This window comes from Nocardia sp. NPDC056064 (genome assembly GCF_042266925.1).
GTDB lineage: Bacteria > Actinomycetota > Actinomycetes > Mycobacteriales > Mycobacteriaceae > Nocardia.
On record NZ_JBHJWO010000001.1, the window covers coordinates 713401 to 729307 of the forward strand.

Sequence of the window (15907 nt, forward strand, 5' to 3'; positions counted from 1 at the left end):
CTGATCCAACCCCGGGTTGCGATGTCGAATATTCGACGCTATTGTTCGATATTGTGACACCGACGATAAGCCGGGCCGAGGGCGCCGGTCAAGAGGTGACGGCGGATCCGGGTGCCGTCTCGCCGCCGACCCAGCGCGTCGTGAAGGTCATCGAGCTGCTCTCGCGCCATGCCACCGAGCGGCTGTCGCTGGCGCGGATCGTGCGCGAGGCCGGACTGTCGCGGGCCACCGCGCACGCCGTACTCACCCAGCTCTGCGCCGACGGCTGGACCGTGCGCGACGACGACGGCTGCTACGGCATCGGCCTGCGGCTGCTCACCGTCGCCCGGCGGGCCGAGGCGGCATTCCCGCTGCGGCACACCGCCGCCCCGCACCTGCGCGCGCTGGCCGGGCAGGCCGGGGTGCCGGTGTTCCTCGCCGAGCGCGACGGCGCGAGCATCGTGGTCACCGAGGTGGTGGGTGATCCCTCGGCGGGCTGGATCAGGCCGGGGCGCCGCCTGCCGCTCGCGCCACCGGTGTGCCGCGAATTCGTCGCCTGGGCACCGGAACCCGAGCAGCGGGCCTGGCTGGCGCTCGCCGACCCGGCCCACCGTGCGCGCCTGACCCAGGTCCTCACCGAGATCCGCAGTCGCGGCTACTCGGTCGAACGGCTCGTCGACGACTCCACCCCGATGCTGGAAGCCCTGGCGGGACTGCGTGATTCACCGATCACCGCCGCGCTGCGCGCCCAGCTCGGTTCGGTCATCACCGAACTGATCACCATCGACTACCTGCCCGCCGAACTCGGCGCCGAGAACGCGGTGGTCACCCTCGCCGCACCGATCCGCGACGAGCGCGGCGCCGTCGTCGCCTCGGTGGTCGCCTGCCCGGACACCCGGCTGTCGAGCGCCGAGCTGGCCGGTCTCGGCGCGGCGACCGTCGCTGCGGCGGAACGGATTCGCGCGAGCACCTCGCTCGCCGTCGAGGCGAGGTGACAGCGAAGCGGACGCTGGGGGCACCTGCTCGGGGGTCGCGCCGTTAGGCTGGAAGGGGACCCTGACCGGACGCGTTGTCGGGCAGGTGATGAGGAGGGACAGCTCGTGGCAGACAATGTCGATCGGTGGTGGGAAGCGCCCGGATTCTCGGAGCCGCCACCGGACCAGCAACCGGGCACCCCTCCCGGCCCGCCCGGCACCCCGCCCTCCGGCGCGAATTCGACTGTCCTGTACGACGCAGGCCAGGCTCCACAGCCCACGACTCCGCCCGGGTCCGGGCAGTTCGCCCAACCCGGTTTCCCGCCGCCGACGGGCGAGCAGCCCGGTGCGAATTCGACGGTGCTCTACGGTGCCGGGCAGGCACCGCAGCCGACGGCTCCGCCGCCCGCCGGGTCCGGGCAGTTCGCCCAGCCCGGGTTCCCGCCACCAGCTGGTGACCAGCCCGGCGCCAATTCGACCGTGCTCTACGGCGCAGGGCAAGCTCCGCAGCCGATGGCCCCGCCGCCTGCGGGTTCGGGACAGTTCGCCCAACCGGGCTTCCCGCCGCCCGAGCAGCCAGGGGCGAATTCGACGGTCCTCTACGGTGCGGGGCAAGTGCCGCAGCCCATGGCTCCGGGAGGTTCGGGGCAGTTCGCGCAGCCCACACCGGGGTACGCCGACCCGAATGCGCCTGCGGCATACGGCAATCCGGGGTACCAGGGTGGGTATCCGCAGCAGGGAGGGCAGTACCCGCAGCAGTTCGGCGCGCCCTACGGGCAGCAGCCCTACGGCTATGCGCAGCAGCCACCCCGCAAGAGCAACACGGGGGTGATCGTCGCGGTCGTCGGTGTGGTGGTGGCGCTGGTCGTGGTGGTCACCGTCGCGGTCGTCGTCGGCAGCAAGGAACCCGACAAGACCACCGTCGCCGCGCCCACCACGGTGCCCACCACCGCGCCGCTGTCGGGCACCACCACCGCGCCGGTCTCACCGGGGTCACAGGGCGTCCTCATCCCCACCTACCGCGTCGCCTACGACGTGCCCGCGAGCTGGTCGATCTCCTCGGCCGCGGACACCATGGACTTCTACAGCATCACCGGCAGCATCTCCGGGCGCGGCCGCAGCTACGACGGCGAGAACTACTGCCCCGGCTCGGCATACCGGGGACTGGCCGGTGTCACCACCGTCGACGAGACCGACCTGGCGACGGCCGCGACCGAGGCCGCGACCATCGCCGCCGAAGGCGGGTACTCGAGCTCGACCCACCACGGCCGCACCGTGCCCACCGCGCTGACCACCGCCAGCGGCGTCGTGGGGCAGTTCGTGGAGGGCGGCGGCCCGTGGGCCCCCTCGGCACCGGGCTGCACCGCCAACGCCTACTCCGTCTACTCCTTCGCCTTCAAGAACGCCGCGGGCGCCACACTGGCGCTGGCCATCCTCATCGACCGCGGCACCACCGGCGAACTGCCGCGAGAACAGGCCAGGGCGATGATCGACAGCCTGCGCCTGGTGTAGCCGGGAACTACTCCGCCGAGCTGCCCGATTCCGGTAGCTCGGCGTAGAACTCGCGCAGCGCCGTGGTGATTCCGGCGAACACCCGATGGGCGGCGGCCAGGTCGGCGTCGGGTAGGTCGGCCAGGGCGGCGCGGGTGCGCGCGCTGAGCGGACCGAAGAACCCGGCGGCCACCGCCATGCCGTGCTCGGTGTAGCCGAGGTGGACCCGGCGCCGGTCGGTGGTGTCGGGGACGCGGGCCAGGTGCCCGGACTCGATCATGCGCTCGACCAGGTAGGTGACCGCGGGCGCGGACACGCCCATGAGCTTGCTGAGCTGTCCCGCCGTGAGCGGCGCTCCCTCCGCCTCGGCGGTCGCGATGTGCATCAGCGCACGGAAATCGTTGGGGCGCAGGGTATTCGAGCGGGCGAAGACGTGCCCGATCTGTTCGGAGATCGCGGTCAGTGCGCGTAGATCGCGGGCGATCCCGATTTCCAGTTCCGTCCGGCCGTCCGGCTCGGTGTTCGCGGCGTCCACCCGCTGCCTCCTCTCGCTTCCAGCTGTGAGCTTAACCGGTGACCGTCCGGACATTGCCGTGTAGTTAAGTATCTGAAATAGTTCAGCGCGTGATGCGAGTGAACGAGGAACAGGGCTGGGACCGGTTCGCCCGGCTGGTCACCGGTCGGCGATCGTGGGCGGTGCTGCTGGCCGTGGTGCTGGCGGCGCTGGCCGTCATGGCGCTGGCGGGCGGCAACGACAGTGCGGGGCAGGCGCCGGTTTCGCTGCCGTCGTCGGCGGAATCGGCCAGGGCGGCTGCGGCGAAGGACCAGTTCCCGAACGCGGGGGAGTCGGCCGCGATCCTGGTCGCGACCCGCACCGACGACGCCGCCCTGACCGCGCCCGATCTCGTGGCCCTCGATGCTGCCCTCGACCGCGCGGGTGTTCCCGCGAGCGACGGACCGCGTGTCGTGCCCGCCCCCGACGGCCGCGCCGCGCTGGCTCCGATCCCGATCTCCGCCGAGCTCAACGGATTCGCTCTCACCGACCGCATCGACGCGCTGCGCACCGCCGTCACCACCGATCTGCCCGCCGACCTGCGCGTGCAGGTGACCGGCGGACCGGCCTTCGGCGCCGATATCGCCGACTCGTTCTCCGGCGCCAACACCCTGCTGCTGATCGTGACCGCGCTGGTGGTGATGGCGCTGCTGATCCTCACCTACCGGTCCCCGGTGCTGTGGCTGGTCCCGCTGACGGTGGTCGGGCTGGCCGATCGCGTGGCGACCAGCGTCGGCACCGCCCTGGCCGGGCTGACCGGCCTGACCTTCGACGGCTCGACCGCGGGCATCACCAGCGTCCTGGTGTTCGGCGCCGGAACCAACTACGCGCTGCTGCTGGTCTCGCGCTATCGCGACGAGCTGCACCGCCACACCGACCACCGCCTGGCCCTGCGCGCCGCGGTCCGCCACGCCGCGCCCGCCATCGTGGCCAGCAATATCACCGTCGTCCTCGCCCTGCTGACGCTGCTGCTCGCGCTGCTGCCCAATACCCGCAGCCTCGGTGCCTTCGCCGCGGCCGGACTCGTCGTGGCCCTGATCTTCGTCCTCACCGCCCTGCCACCCGCCCTCGCGCTGTGTGGGCGCCGGGTCTTCTGGCCGTTCGTCCCCGCCGCCGACGGCGAGGATCCCGCCGAGCACGGCGTGTGGGCGGCCGTGGCCACGCGCGTGGTGCGCCGTCCGGCCGTGGTCGCCGGTGCCGCCGGGGCAGTGCTGTTGATCTTCGCGACCGGGCTGGCCACCACCGATATCGGTCTCTCGCGCACCGAGCAGTTCCGGGTCGAGGCCGAATCCGTCGACGGGTTGCGCACCATGGCCGAGCACTTCCCCTCCGGCACCGCCGATCCGGCCGTGGTGATCGCGAGCACCGCGACCACCGACGCGGTCCAGCACCAGCTCGACGAGGTGCCCGGCGTCTCGCGGGCGACGGTGAACGGCGTCTCCGGCAGCGGCACCACCCGCTGGTCGGTGGTGCTGGAGGCAGAACCCGGTTCGGCGGAGGCGTTCTCGACCGTCGAGGCGATCCGCAGCGCACTGGCGCCGGTCCCGGGGGCGGCGGCGCTGGTCGGTGGGTCCGACGCCGAGGCCCTCGATATCCGTGACGCCGCACAGCGCGACCAGGCGCTGGTCATCCCGCTGATCCTGGCGGTCGTGCTGCTGGTGCTGCTCGTGCTGTTGCGGGCTGTCCCGGCCGCGCTGCTGCTGGTCGGCGTGACCGTGCTCAGTGCCCTCGCCGCGCTCGGGGCGGGCAGCTGGATGAGCAGCGCGGTCTTCGGTTTCCCGGCGCTGGACACGAATGTGCCGCTGTTCGGGTTCCTGTTCCTGGTCGCCCTCGGCGTGGACTACACGATCTTCCTGGTGACCAGGGCGCGTGAGGAGGCGGCCACCCACGGCACCACCCGGGGCATGGTGCGCGCGGTCGCCTCGACCGGCGCGGTGATCACCAGCGCGGGCGTGGTTCTGGCCGCGGTGTTCTGTGTGCTCGGCGTGCTGCCGCTGATCACGCTGACGCAACTGGGCATCGTGGTCGGCCTCGGCATCCTGCTCGACACCTTCGTGGTCCGCACGCTGGTGGTTCCGGCCCTGTTCGCGTTGCTGGGCGACAAGGTGTGGTGGCCTACGAAACCGGGAGGGCCTGCGACGGACACGAGCGTCTGACATCCGGGCCGGATCGTGAACAGGGTCGGGCCCGGGCACCCTACGGCCGAATCTGGCCGACGGCTGTAGCACGGTATGCGGCAGTTCAGGACGTTTGTGAAAACGGCCTGAGTTCCATTCCGACCCGGTTGAGCATCTGGCCGAGTAGGTGGGCAGATCGGGCTGATGTCGGCGCTGCGCGAGGGGTGCCCGCCCAGGCGGCGGTGGTGAGCGATTCGACGGCAGTGAGGGTTCGGGCACTGTCCCCGGCGGCCAGTACCAGAACGAAGCGCACGTAGTCGCCGATGTCGGTGCCCTGTGGGTGTTGCCCGACAAAACACTCGAGGCGCGGGGTCAAGGCGGGCAGCGTTCGGGCGGTGGGGAACACCACGGCGAGGGCTGCGAGTGCCAAGCGGACGGCCGGGCGTTCGGATGCCCATCGGGCGAGCAGGTCCGGGGTGCAGGATCGGACCGCTTCGCGGGCTTGGTTCTCGTTCCCAGGATCCGCGTAGGGTGTTGTGCCGGGCCAGTATTCAGCCACGTGGCGGTCCGTGACGGTGGCGATGTCGAACAGCAGGCTGATCACCCGGAAACGCTGCTGTGGTGGCACGCGGTCGTCTATGGCCAACGCCGCCAGTAGCGGGACGCCGTCGGCGGTATAGGGCAAGCAGGTGTCCTGATGGAGGATCTCGCTGTAGAAGTCTGCGAGGAAGAACCGATCGTCGGTCCAGAACGGATCGACCGAGGACTGGAACAACATCGCCGCCTGCGGTGGGCGCGGGTCTGTCAGGCGATCGCCGATGACCTCCCGGAAGACCCGCCGGATCGGCGGCCCGTCGGGAAGGTCGTTTCGGTCGGAATTACGCGTCATCGTGGCTATCGCCCGTCGATATCCCAGGCCCTGGCTCGACTCGTTGCCTTCTGCAAAGAAGCACCTCTGATGAACTGGAGGTAGCCACCTCTCGCGACGAGGGTTTGCTGAGGCACTGGATCCCGATCTGGGGCCTTCGGTGGGGTCAGCCCGCCGACTTCTCCGTGCTGCGGATCTCCACGATCGGCAGCACCAGCGCCGCGGGCGCGCCCTCGGGCACCACCGGCTGCACCGGGGCGACCGGTGCGATCCGGGTGTACCCGGCGCTCTGCTCGGGACGGGTGTCCACCTCGCCCTTGTTGGGCCAGTACGCGGCGGCGCGCTCGGCCTGCGCGGTGATGGTCAGCGACGGGTTGACGCCCAGGTTCGCCGACACGGCCGCACCGTCGACCACGCTCAGCGTCGGGTACCCGAACACGCGGTGGTAGGCGTCGATCACGCCGTGTTCACGATCGGCGCCGATGGCCGCACCGCCCAGGAAGTGCGCGGTGAGCGGAACATTGAACACCTCACCCCAGGTGCCGCCCGCGACACCGCCGATCTTCTCCGCCACCCGGCGGGTGACATCGTTGCCCGCCGGGATCCAGGTCGGATTCGGTTCGCCGTGGCCCTGTTTGGAGGTCAGCTTGCGCCGCCCGAACAGCCCGCGCTTGGTGTAGGTGGTGATCGAGTTGTCCAGGTGCTGCATCACCAGCGAGATGATGGTGCGCTCGCTCCAGTTCTTCACGCTCAGGAAACGCAGCATCAGCAGCGGGTGCAGCAGCACGATGCCCAGGAAGCGCAGCCAGCGCGGGATCTTGCCGCCGCCGTCGACCATGAGCGTCTGCATCAGGCCCATCGCGTTGGAGCCCTTGCCGTAGCGCACCGGCTCGACGTGGGTGTCGGGGGTGGGGTGGATCGAGGAGGTGATCGCCACGCCCTTGGTGAAGTCCTGGCCGGGCGCGAGGGTCTTGGTCGCCGCGCCGACGATGGACTCGGAGTTGGTGCGGGTCAGCAGACCCAGCTTGTCGGAGATGTTCGGCAGCGCACCCTCGTCACGCATGGCGTGCAGCAGCTTCTGCGTACCGAGCGTGCCCGCGGCCAGCACGACCTGCTTGGCCGTGTAGGTCTTGGGGTCCTTGCGGACCCAGGCGCCGGTGCGCTCTGTCGCGACATCCCACGAGCCGTCGGGCAGCGGGCGCAGCGCGGTCACCGTGGTCATCGGGATCACCTGTGCCCCGGCCTGTTCGGCCAGGTACAGGTAGTTCTTCACCAGGGTGTTCTTGGCGCCGAACTTGCAGCCGACCATGCAGTCACCGCACTCGACGCAGCCGGTGCGCTGCGGGCCGACGCCGCCGAAGTACGGGTCGGACACGGTCTTGCCGGGCTCGCCGAAGAACACACCGACCGGGGTCTGCACGAAGGTGTCGCCGACGCCCATGTCCTCGGCGACGGACTTGAAGATCTCGTCGGCGGGTGTCATGTGCGGGTTCTGCACGACTCCGAGCATCTTCTTCGCGCGCTCGTAGTACGGGGTGAGCTCTTCGCGCCAGTCGGTGATGTCGCGCCACTGGGCGTCGCGGAAGAACGGCTCCGGCGGCACGTAGAGGGTGTTGGCGTAGTTCAGCGAACCACCGCCGACCCCGGCACCGCCGAGGATGAGCACATCGCGCAGCGGATGGATGCGCTGGATGCCGAAACAGCCCAGCTTGGGCGCCCAGATGAACTTGCGCAGATCCCAGCTGGTCTTGGGCAGTTCGTCGTCTTCGAAGCGGCGGCCCGCCTCGAGAATGCCGACCCGGTAGCCCTTTTCGACCAGTCGCAGCGCGGTGACACTGCCACCGAATCCTGAACCGACGATCAAGACGTCGAAATCGGTGGTCCGCTCGGACATAGAGGAGCTCCTCGGTCGTGTCAACAGTGACGCCGGTAACGCTAACGGCGACAGTGTGGACTGTCAACGTAGGTAACCCTGCGCTCTATGCTGGTCGCGTGCCCCGATACACCCGCGCCCAACTCGCCGAGATCAGCGGCGTCGCGGCGCGCACGATCCGCTACTACCACTCCCTGGGTCTGCTGCCCAAACCCGGCCGTGCGGGCAAGGAAGTGGTGTACACCGCCGAACATCTGGACCGCCTGCGCGACATCGTCGCCATGCAGGCGCGCGGGCTGCGCCTGGAGGCGATCCGCGAGGTGTTCGACGCCGAACCCCAGGCCGGCGCCACCGGCGACTGGCGCTCGCTGTTCGATCCCCGGGTCGGTCCCGCCGAGGCGCACGCGGCCTCCATCGACGACCTCGAACTGGTGGCGCTGCTGGTCGACCGCGACGGTGACGTGCTCACCGAACTCGTCGCCGCCGGCTATCTCGAACGCCGCGGTGACCGCTGGCTCGTGCACGACCGCACCATGCTCGAGGCCGCGCTGGTGCTCTACGACGTCGGCATCGACATCGCGCTCAGCGGCGTGCTGCGCACCCTGATCCACGGCAGGCTCGCGACCCTGGCCGACGACGTGGTGCGCACCGTGCGCGACGCGGCGGGCGCGGGTGGCTACGGCGGCGAGGGAGTCGCGGTCGACCTGGACCGCTTCCGCGACCGGTTGCTCGCCATGGCCTGGGGCGTCGCGGGCGCCACCTTCGCCGCCGAGATCCAGCGGGCCGCGGGCGAGGACGACACGATCGGGCGCCGCGATCTGTCCGGTGCCGCCGGTGGGTGATGATCGGGGGATGAGTTCCGACAGTCCCGGCCCCCGCGCCCGCGCTCGCGCCCAGACGATCGCCGACATCAAGCGGGTCGGCCGCGAGCACCTGGCCTCCGAGGGCGCCGCGGCGCTGTCGCTGCGCGCGGTGGCCCGGGACCTGGGCATGGTCTCCTCGGCGATCTACCGGTACGTGCGCAGCCGCGACGACCTGCTGACCCTGCTCGTCGTCGACGGATACAACGCCCTCGGCGACGCCGTCGACGCCGCTGTGGCCGAGGCTCCCGCCGACCCGGCCGACCGCTTCCGCATCGCCGCGCGCGCGGTGCGGGCCTGGGCACTGGCCGAACCGGCGTGGTACGGCCTGCTCTACGGCTCCCCGGTTCCCGGTTACGCCGCGCCGTCGGAGGACACCGTCGCCCCCGGCATCCGGGTGATCGGCGCGCTGCTGACCATCATCGACGACGCCCACCGCGCGGGCCTGCTCACTCCGCCCGCGCCCGCACCGGCGCTGTCACCGCGCACGGCCGCCGATTTCGCCACCATCCGCGCGCAGTTCGGTCTGACCGTGCCCGACGGGCTGATGACCGCCGCGCTCACCGCCTGGACGACGCTGTTCGGCGCCGTGAATTTCGACGTGTTCGACATGTACGGCGCCGACACCTTCGCCGACCGCGCCGAGGTGTTCGAGCAGCAGGTCGATCAGCTGTGCCACCTGCTCGGATTCCGCGCCGACGCGGCCGCCCGGCCGGTACCGGCGACGTGATTCCGGATCGAGCGGACCGATCGGTACGGTAGCGGGAGAGGTAGTTCCCGCGGTATGTGGGGAGAGGAATGTAGGACCGGCGACAGCGGTCGCCAACGAACGGGAGTGCCCGAGTGAATTCTCGCGAGGAGATCTTGCGCCGCGTCCGCGACGGGCTGCTCGACCTACCCGACGACGCGCGCCGGGTGCCCATGCGGCGCTCCTCCGGCGCCGCCCCCGCGGTCGACCCGGCCGAACGCGCCGCGGTGCTGGCCCGCTTCGCCGACCGCCTGCGCGAGTACGGATCGCTGGTCCGCACCGTCGACCTGGCCGGCCTGCCCGCCGCGGTGGCCGATGTGCTCTACGGGATGAGCGTCACCTCGGTGCTGGCCGCCGTGGAACCCGGTCCGGCCTGGCTGGACCACTGGGCGAGCGCGCCGGGGCACCAGGTGGTGCACGGCGGCGCGGCCTCGGCGAGCACCGGTGACGCGGTGGTGCGCGACGCGGTCGCGGGGGACGCCTCCAGCGGCTCGCTGGCACTGGAGGTCGACGGCGCGCCCGCCGTCTCGGAAGCGGTGCCGCAGGTGTGCGTGGTGCGGGCCGACCGCGTCTTCGGGTCCCTGACCGACGCGCTGGACCGGCTCGATCCGCGGCGCCCCCTGATCTGGCTCGGTGGGCCCGGTGATGTCGAAATGGCCCGTCAGCTGGTGGTTCTGCTCGTCGAGTAGCCGCTCGTCTCGATGTGGACTCGCCGGGCGCCAGGGGTTGTCTGGGACCCAAAGTCTCAGTTATTCTCGGTGGTACCGGTGTGACGGCGCTAACAGCGCGCCCGCCGGACGCGAACCGAGGAGGCACCGATGACGCTGACCGAATCGAGCCGCGGCGGACTCATCACCGAGGAGTACCGAGATGCGCTGGCGACCCTGTCCCAGGGGTCGGTGGACCGGCATTTCGATCCCTACCTCGACATCGATTGGGACTCGCCCGAGCTCGCCATCGACCCGGACGACCCGCGGTGGGCACTGTCCCCCGACGTCGACCCGCTGGGCGCCACCCAGTGGTACCGCGATCAGCCGCTCGAGCGGCAGATCGCGATCGGCAAGTGGCGCACCGCCAACGCGATCAAGGTCGGCGCCGCCTTCGAGAGCATCCTCATCCGCGGCATGATGCAGTACGCGATGAAGCTGCCCAACGGCTCGCCGGAATTCCGCTACTGCATGCACGAGATGACCGAAGAGTGCAACCACATCCAGATGTTCCAGGAGCTGGTGAACCGCATCGGCGTGGACGTGCCCGGCATGCGGCCGCTGTTCCGGGCGCTGTCCCCGCTGATCGGCGTGGCGGGCGGCTATGCCTACGCCATCCTGTTCATCGGCATCCTCGGTGGTGAGGAACCCATCGATCACTACCAGAAGGCGGTGATCCGCGAGGGCGAGCGGATGCCCCCGATGGTGTTGCGCACCATGCAGATCCACATCGCCGAGGAGGCCAGGCACATCTCCTTCGCCGGAGAGTTCCTCGCGGTGCACGTGGCCCGCATGGGCAAGTTCAACCGGGGTGCCTGTTCGGTGGCGTTCCCGATCGCCATGCGCTGGCTGGCCGGGGAGATCATGGCGCCGCCGCGCTCGTTCGCGCGCGAGTTCGATATTCCGCGCGAGGTGATCGAGCAGGCGTTCTGGAAGTCCGAGCACTCGCGGCGGATCCTGTCGGGCTACTTCGGTGACATGCGCAAGCTCGCCGACGACCTGGGCCTGATGAATCCGGTTGCCAAGCGGCTGTGGAACGCGCTCGGGGTCGGCGGTCCGGCTTCGCGCTACCGCAGTGAGCCCGAACGGCACGGACGCCGCGCGGCCTGAGCGCGGGTCAGGTGCCCGACATCAGCTGATTGAGGACCGTGGTGAGCGGTTGCTCGGCGTCGAGGGTGAGCCCGTGACGCCGGGCAACGCCGTCGACGACGTGCCACGCGTAGTCGGCGACCTCGTCGATGAGCTGTTCGCGGGTCAGTGCCGGATCGGGGTCGACCGCCCAGCGGGTGACGGTGGCCTCGGTCATCGACACGATGGCGAAGGTCATCGTGTCGGCCGAGCCGTCGTCGGCCACACCCACCACCCCGGCCAGACCGGTGACCAGGGCCCGGGTCGAGGCCGCGATGGACGCGATGAGGGCGGTCATCGCGTCGACGTCGGGCTCGGTCTCCGAGGGCCCGGTGCGCAGGAACTCGTGCAGGCGGGGGTGATCCTGGATCCAGGTGACCACGCCGCCGACGGTGCGCACCAGGATCTGATGGATCGAACCGTCGCCGATGTCGAGGGCGTCCTCGATGTCGGCGGCGAAGCGTTCGGCGATCTCGCTGCGGATGCGCCGGTCCAGTTCGTCGCGCCCGGCGAACTGGCGGTAGACCACCGACTTGGCCAGCCCGGCGTTCTCGGCGATCTGCACGATCGACACCTCACCGCCCGCCGGAGTCTGCTCGAGCAACTCGATGGCCGACAGCACGATGCGCTCGCGGCGGCTGTCGTTGTGCGGTTGCCACCGGGCTTGCCTGCCACTCACGGCACTGGACGGGCGTGACGTTGCGCTCGACATCCGCCCGAGTGTAGAGGACACGCGCGCCGCCGAATTCGCGATCGGCGTCAGCCGGGGACGGTCACCGGGTCGGTGCAGCTGTACGGCGCGTCCACCAGCGAGCACGCCGCCACCGGTCGGGTGGGCCGGTAGCCGGGGGCGACGCCGTCGGCCGCGGTGATCTCCCGGTAGGCCGCGACCGCGTCGGTGGGCCTGCGGGTCAGGGTCGGGTCGGTCAGCACGTCGACCGTGTACAGGCCGAAACGCGGTGTGTAGGAACCCCATTCGTAGTTGTCGGTGAGACTCCAGTAGTTGTAGCCGATCAGCGGGATGCCGTCGGCCACCGCCCGCTGCAGCCAGTACACCGTGTCGCGCAGCGAGTCCGCCCTGGTGTAGCCGTCGGCGCGGGGCAGGCCGTTCTCGGTGGGGATGCCGTTCTCGACGATGTAGAGCGGCTTGCCGGGGAACCGGCGCGCGTAGTGGTCGAGGGCGTAGTAGATGCCTTCGGCCTGCAACGGCAGGGTCCAGAGCCGGTCGAGATCGGGCACCCGCAGGTCGGTGGGGGAGAAGCCGTAGTAGTAGTCGATGCCGATGTAGTCCAGCCGCGATGCCATCCGATCCAGCAGCGCGCCGCTGATCGCGTCGTCGACCGCCGGGATGTAGGCGACATTGCTGGTGACCAGCGCACCCGGCTGCACCGCGTGGATGTGGTCGTAGATGCTGTTGTGCGCCTGGGCGATCCGCTCGGCCATCACCGGCAGGTCGGCCGGGCCGATGCCGCCGTGGCGCAGTTCGTTGACCAGATACATGCTCGGCTCGTTGAAGCTCACCCACAGCGGGTCGGTGCCGGCGAAGCGGTCGACCACGCGGCGGGCGTTGCTCAGCCAGTTCGCCACCATCTCCGGGTCGCGCCAGCCGCCCCGATCGGCGGCCCAGCCGGGATAGACCCAGTGGTCGAGGGTGAGCATCGGGCGCATGCCCGCGGCGACGATCGCGGCGACGACCTCGTCGTAGAAGGCGAGTCCGTCCTCGTCCCAGACTCCCGGTTGCGGCTGTACCCGGGCCCATTCGATGCCGACGCGGTACACCCGCACCCCGAGGTCGGCGGCGAGCGCGATGTCGGAGCGGAACCGGTGGCGGAAGTCCACGGAGTTCAGATAGGGATCCTCGGTATCGCCGGACTCCGCGTACCGGCGCCAATTGCTGTCCGGCGCATCCCCTTCGGACTGGAATCCGGAAGCGGCCACACCCCAGAGGAATTCGGGAGGTAGTGGGGCGAGTTGCGCGGGCGCGGGTGGTCGGGCGAGAGCGGGGGAGGTGCTGGTGGTGAGAAGTGCCGCGGCGGTCAGGGCGACCGTGGCGAGGAGGCGGCGACCGCTGGGGGAGGGCATGACACTCCTGGCAGTTCGAAGGGCGGGGGAGTGCGTTTCAGTGTGCGGTATCGACAGCGGGGAATGGGGGAGGAACCCGGGCGCGGCGTCATCGAGTCATTGATCATGAATAACATTGCCTTACGTAGATATGCGCATCTACCTATGTATTTCACTATTTGTCATCCAGGCCATCAAGTTCTCGACATGTCCTCACCTACACAACGCCCTTGCTCAGGAGGAGAGGGGGTGAGTTGCCTCTCAGGAACGCCCCGCGAGTGGGTGTAGAGGGCTCGCTCGAGCCAGGATTCGAGGATGGTGTGGAATCCCTTGCCGGGCATCGCGCGGGTGTTCGCCGAACAGCCGTGGGTGATGCGTGGGGCCGGCGTCGTCTTGCCGACCGAGCGGTTGCTGCGCAGGCTCAGCGGTGGCCGGTGGGGTGTGCTCGATCTGGCCGGGCTGCCGTCGATCGAGATCACCGTGGTCGGGCGCAAGTCGGGTCAACCGCGCACGACCTCGCTGCTGTGTGTGCCCGACGGCGACGGCTTCTACCTGGTCGGCTCGAACTGGGGCCGCCCCGAACATCCGGCCTGGTCGGCCAACCTGCGCGCGTCCCGTACCGCGTCGGCCCGCTACGACGGCAGCGCCTCGTTCCCGGTGACGGTCACCGAGATCACCGGTGTGGAGCGCAAGCGCGTCTGGGACCTGGTGGTCGAGTTCTGGCCCGGCTACGAGATGGAGTTCCAGCGCTCCGGCGGCCGCGAGTTTCGCATCTTCCGCCTGGACCGCATCCTCTGAATCGCTCAATGCCCGGTGCCGGTCGCCGTCGGCGCGCGACACCCTGTCCTGAACCCTGAGTCCGCGACAAGGACTTGCATCCTGTGCCGGGGTGCAGGATTACCTTCGAAGTATGACGATTTCACCGGTTCAAGGCGACTGGGTGCCCGGCGCGTGCACGCTACCCACTGTGGAGCAGCCTCTCCGGGTTGCCGAGTTCGACGAGTTGTTCACCACCAGTGCCCGCACCACCCGCCGCCCTGCCCCGGACCGGTTCGAGATCGTCCTCGACCCGGCCGCGGCAGAGCGGGCCCGGGAGCTGGCCGCCCGCGAGAGTAGCTGCTGCTCGTTCTTCATCTTCCACCTCACCACCACCGCCGAGGGGCTGGTGTTGGGAGTCGAAGTCCCGCCGGCCTACATCGAGGTGCTCGACGCCTTCGCCGCGCGCACCGACACCGCGATCGGCACGAACCGATGAACGGCCTACTTCGGCGCTTGCTACCGGAACCCGCTCACAGGCCGAGTTTGGTGACGGCGTTGTCGTCGAGGGGGTTGGCGGTGCGGATGTAGCCGTGGACGGTGCGCGGGTTGGCCCAGCGGCCCTGGCGCATGATTTCGCGGTCGCTGGCGCCGCCGAGGGCAGCTTGGGTGGCGAAGCCGGCACGGAGGGAGTGGCCGGAGAAGAGATCGGGGTCCAGGCCCGCGCGGGCGGCATAGCGTTTGACGAGTTCGGCGACGGCGCGGCCGGACAGGGCGGTGGGGCCGATGGAGCCGTGCCGGTTGACGGTCGGGAGCAGCGGGCGGTGCGGCTCGGCGCTCAGGGGCGTGCCGGTGAAGCCGTGGCAGCGGTGGATCGCGGGGTCGGTCGCGGTGTTCTCGCCGGTCCAGGCGCGGGTGGCGGGGTCGCCGCCCGCGGCGTGGATCTCGAGCAGCCGGACCCAGTCGGCGTAGGCGCAGACGGGGCAGGTGCGGGGATGGGTGCCGCGGGGCAGGGCGACGCGCTGTTCGGCGGCACCGGTGGGGTCGGTCTTGGTGGTGGGCAGGTGCACGATCAGCAGGGGTTCGCCGGTGGTGTGATCGGTGCGCACGTGGACGTCGCTGATCCGCAGCCCGGCGAGTTCACTGCGGCGCAGCGCGCCCGCGAAGCCGATCAGCAGGGCGAGCCGGTCGCGGCGGCGGGCGGGTTCGGTGGGCCAGCCGGGGGCGGGCAGTGCGGTGAGCAGCTGGTCGAGGGTGTGCAGCAGGACCGGTCGTTTGCGGGTGGGTGGCGTGCGGCGGGTGCGGCGGATGCCGCGCAGGGTGAGCCGGACGACGTCGGATCGCGTCGGGGAGGGCAGGCCGTTGGCGGCGTGGACGGCGGCCACGGCGGCGGATTTGCGGTCCAGGGTCGCGGGGCTGAAGGCCCAGCTGCCGTTGTCGCGGCGGGTGTCGGCGCAGGCGGCCAGGTAGACGGCGAGGTCGAGTGGGTCGGCGGGCAGGGCCTGCCGGTGTTCGGCCTGGCACCAGCCCGCCCAGGCGATCCAGTCGGTGCGGTAGGCGCGCAGGGTGTTGGCCGATTGCGAGGCTTCCAGGTAGCGGCCCAGCGCGCCGGCCTGCTGGTCGTCGAATCGTTCGCGGACCAGGCGCAGGGCGGCGGTGTCGACCAGGACGCTGCGCACTCCCCGGCGCAGTTCGGTGCGGACCTGTTCGGGTACTACGACCGCCGCGTCGCCGTCCACGCCCCTCCTGGGTGAATCAGTGTGCCGCCGATGACGTGTCGATCGTAGTCGTC

The 15907-nt window shown here is 70.4% G+C and carries 15 protein-coding genes; 9 read left to right on the forward strand and 6 right to left on the reverse strand.

Annotated features, from left to right (window positions below):
- Nucleotides 1-53: 53 nt before the first annotated feature.
- Nucleotides 54-974: an IclR family transcriptional regulator gene (locus tag ACFC06_RS03215; RefSeq protein ID WP_375927342.1), complete on the forward strand. Its 921-nt coding sequence runs from the start codon at nucleotides 54-56 to the stop codon at nucleotides 972-974.
- A 105-nt stretch (nucleotides 975-1079) separates the two neighbouring features.
- Complete coding sequence (locus ACFC06_RS03220; protein ID WP_375927344.1) at nucleotides 1080-2465, forward strand: hypothetical protein; 1386 nt, start codon at nucleotides 1080-1082, stop codon at nucleotides 2463-2465.
- A 7-nt stretch (nucleotides 2466-2472) separates the two neighbouring features.
- On the opposite strand, the gene ACFC06_RS03225 is transcribed toward ACFC06_RS03220, so the two are convergent.
- Entirely contained in the window at nucleotides 2473-2979 is a 507-nt protein-coding gene (locus ACFC06_RS03225; protein WP_375927346.1) for a MarR family winged helix-turn-helix transcriptional regulator, read from the reverse strand.
- Between the two features lie 92 nt (nucleotides 2980-3071).
- On the opposite strand from ACFC06_RS03225, the gene ACFC06_RS03230 reads away from it, so the two are divergent.
- Entirely contained in the window at nucleotides 3072-5153 is a 2082-nt protein-coding gene (locus ACFC06_RS03230; RefSeq protein WP_375935170.1) for an MMPL family transporter, read from the forward strand.
- Between the two features lie 85 nt (nucleotides 5154-5238).
- On the opposite strand, the gene ACFC06_RS03235 is transcribed toward ACFC06_RS03230, so the two are convergent.
- Nucleotides 5239-6003 carry a hypothetical protein gene (locus ACFC06_RS03235; protein ID WP_375927348.1) on the reverse strand — a complete coding sequence of 255 codons (765 nt, stop codon included), beginning with the start codon at nucleotides 6001-6003 and terminating at the stop codon, nucleotides 5239-5241.
- Nucleotides 6004-6148: 145 nt separating this feature from the next.
- Complete coding sequence (locus ACFC06_RS03240; RefSeq protein ID WP_375927350.1) at nucleotides 6149-7876, reverse strand: GMC oxidoreductase; 1728 nt, start codon at nucleotides 7874-7876, stop codon at nucleotides 6149-6151.
- 98 nt (nucleotides 7877-7974) lie between these two features.
- Here ACFC06_RS03240 and ACFC06_RS03245 point away from each other — a divergent pair, with 98 nt between their 5' ends.
- The 4 genes from ACFC06_RS03245 (at nucleotide 7975) to ACFC06_RS03260 (ending at nucleotide 11280) form a co-directional block, all read left to right on the forward strand.
- Nucleotides 7975-8697: a MerR family transcriptional regulator gene (locus ACFC06_RS03245; RefSeq protein WP_375927352.1), complete on the forward strand. Its 723-nt coding sequence runs from the start codon at nucleotides 7975-7977 to the stop codon at nucleotides 8695-8697.
- A gap of 10 nt (nucleotides 8698-8707) precedes the next feature.
- A complete protein-coding gene (locus ACFC06_RS03250) occupies nucleotides 8708-9445 on the forward strand; it encodes a TetR/AcrR family transcriptional regulator (RefSeq protein WP_375927354.1) in 738 nt (245 codons plus the stop codon).
- A gap of 113 nt (nucleotides 9446-9558) precedes the next feature.
- Nucleotides 9559-10152, forward strand: a complete 594-nt coding sequence (locus tag ACFC06_RS03255; RefSeq protein WP_375927356.1) for a hypothetical protein — start codon at nucleotides 9559-9561, stop codon at nucleotides 10150-10152.
- A gap of 129 nt (nucleotides 10153-10281) precedes the next feature.
- Nucleotides 10282-11280, forward strand: coding sequence for a diiron oxygenase (locus ACFC06_RS03260; protein ID WP_375927358.1), 999 nt, complete (start codon nucleotides 10282-10284; stop codon nucleotides 11278-11280).
- 7 nt (nucleotides 11281-11287) lie between these two features.
- Here ACFC06_RS03260 and ACFC06_RS03265 read toward each other — a convergent pair whose 3' ends face one another.
- Both ACFC06_RS03265 and ACFC06_RS03270 read right to left on the reverse strand, forming a co-directional pair.
- The gene (locus ACFC06_RS03265) at nucleotides 11288-12010 is read right to left on the reverse strand and encodes a TetR/AcrR family transcriptional regulator (RefSeq protein WP_375927360.1); all 723 of its coding nucleotides are present in this window, start codon (nucleotides 12008-12010) and stop codon (nucleotides 11288-11290) included.
- Between the two features lie 47 nt (nucleotides 12011-12057).
- Nucleotides 12058-13380 carry a family 1 glycosylhydrolase gene (locus ACFC06_RS03270; RefSeq protein ID WP_375927362.1) on the reverse strand — a complete coding sequence of 441 codons (1323 nt, stop codon included), beginning with the start codon at nucleotides 13378-13380 and terminating at the stop codon, nucleotides 12058-12060.
- Between the two features lie 294 nt (nucleotides 13381-13674).
- Between ACFC06_RS03270 and ACFC06_RS03275 the strand changes: the two genes are divergently transcribed.
- On the forward strand, nucleotides 13675-14157 hold the full coding sequence (locus ACFC06_RS03275) for a nitroreductase family deazaflavin-dependent oxidoreductase (RefSeq protein WP_375927364.1): 483 nt from the start codon (nucleotides 13675-13677) through the stop codon (nucleotides 14155-14157).
- Nucleotides 14158-14326: 169 nt separating this feature from the next.
- Nucleotides 14327-14614 carry a hypothetical protein gene (locus tag ACFC06_RS03280; RefSeq protein WP_375927366.1) on the forward strand — a complete coding sequence of 96 codons (288 nt, stop codon included), beginning with the start codon at nucleotides 14327-14329 and terminating at the stop codon, nucleotides 14612-14614.
- Nucleotides 14615-14648: 34 nt separating this feature from the next.
- On the opposite strand, the gene ACFC06_RS03285 is transcribed toward ACFC06_RS03280, so the two are convergent.
- On the reverse strand, nucleotides 14649-15854 hold the full coding sequence (locus ACFC06_RS03285) for a site-specific integrase (protein ID WP_375927368.1): 1206 nt from the start codon (nucleotides 15852-15854) through the stop codon (nucleotides 14649-14651).
- Between the last annotated feature and the right edge of the window lie 53 nt (nucleotides 15855-15907).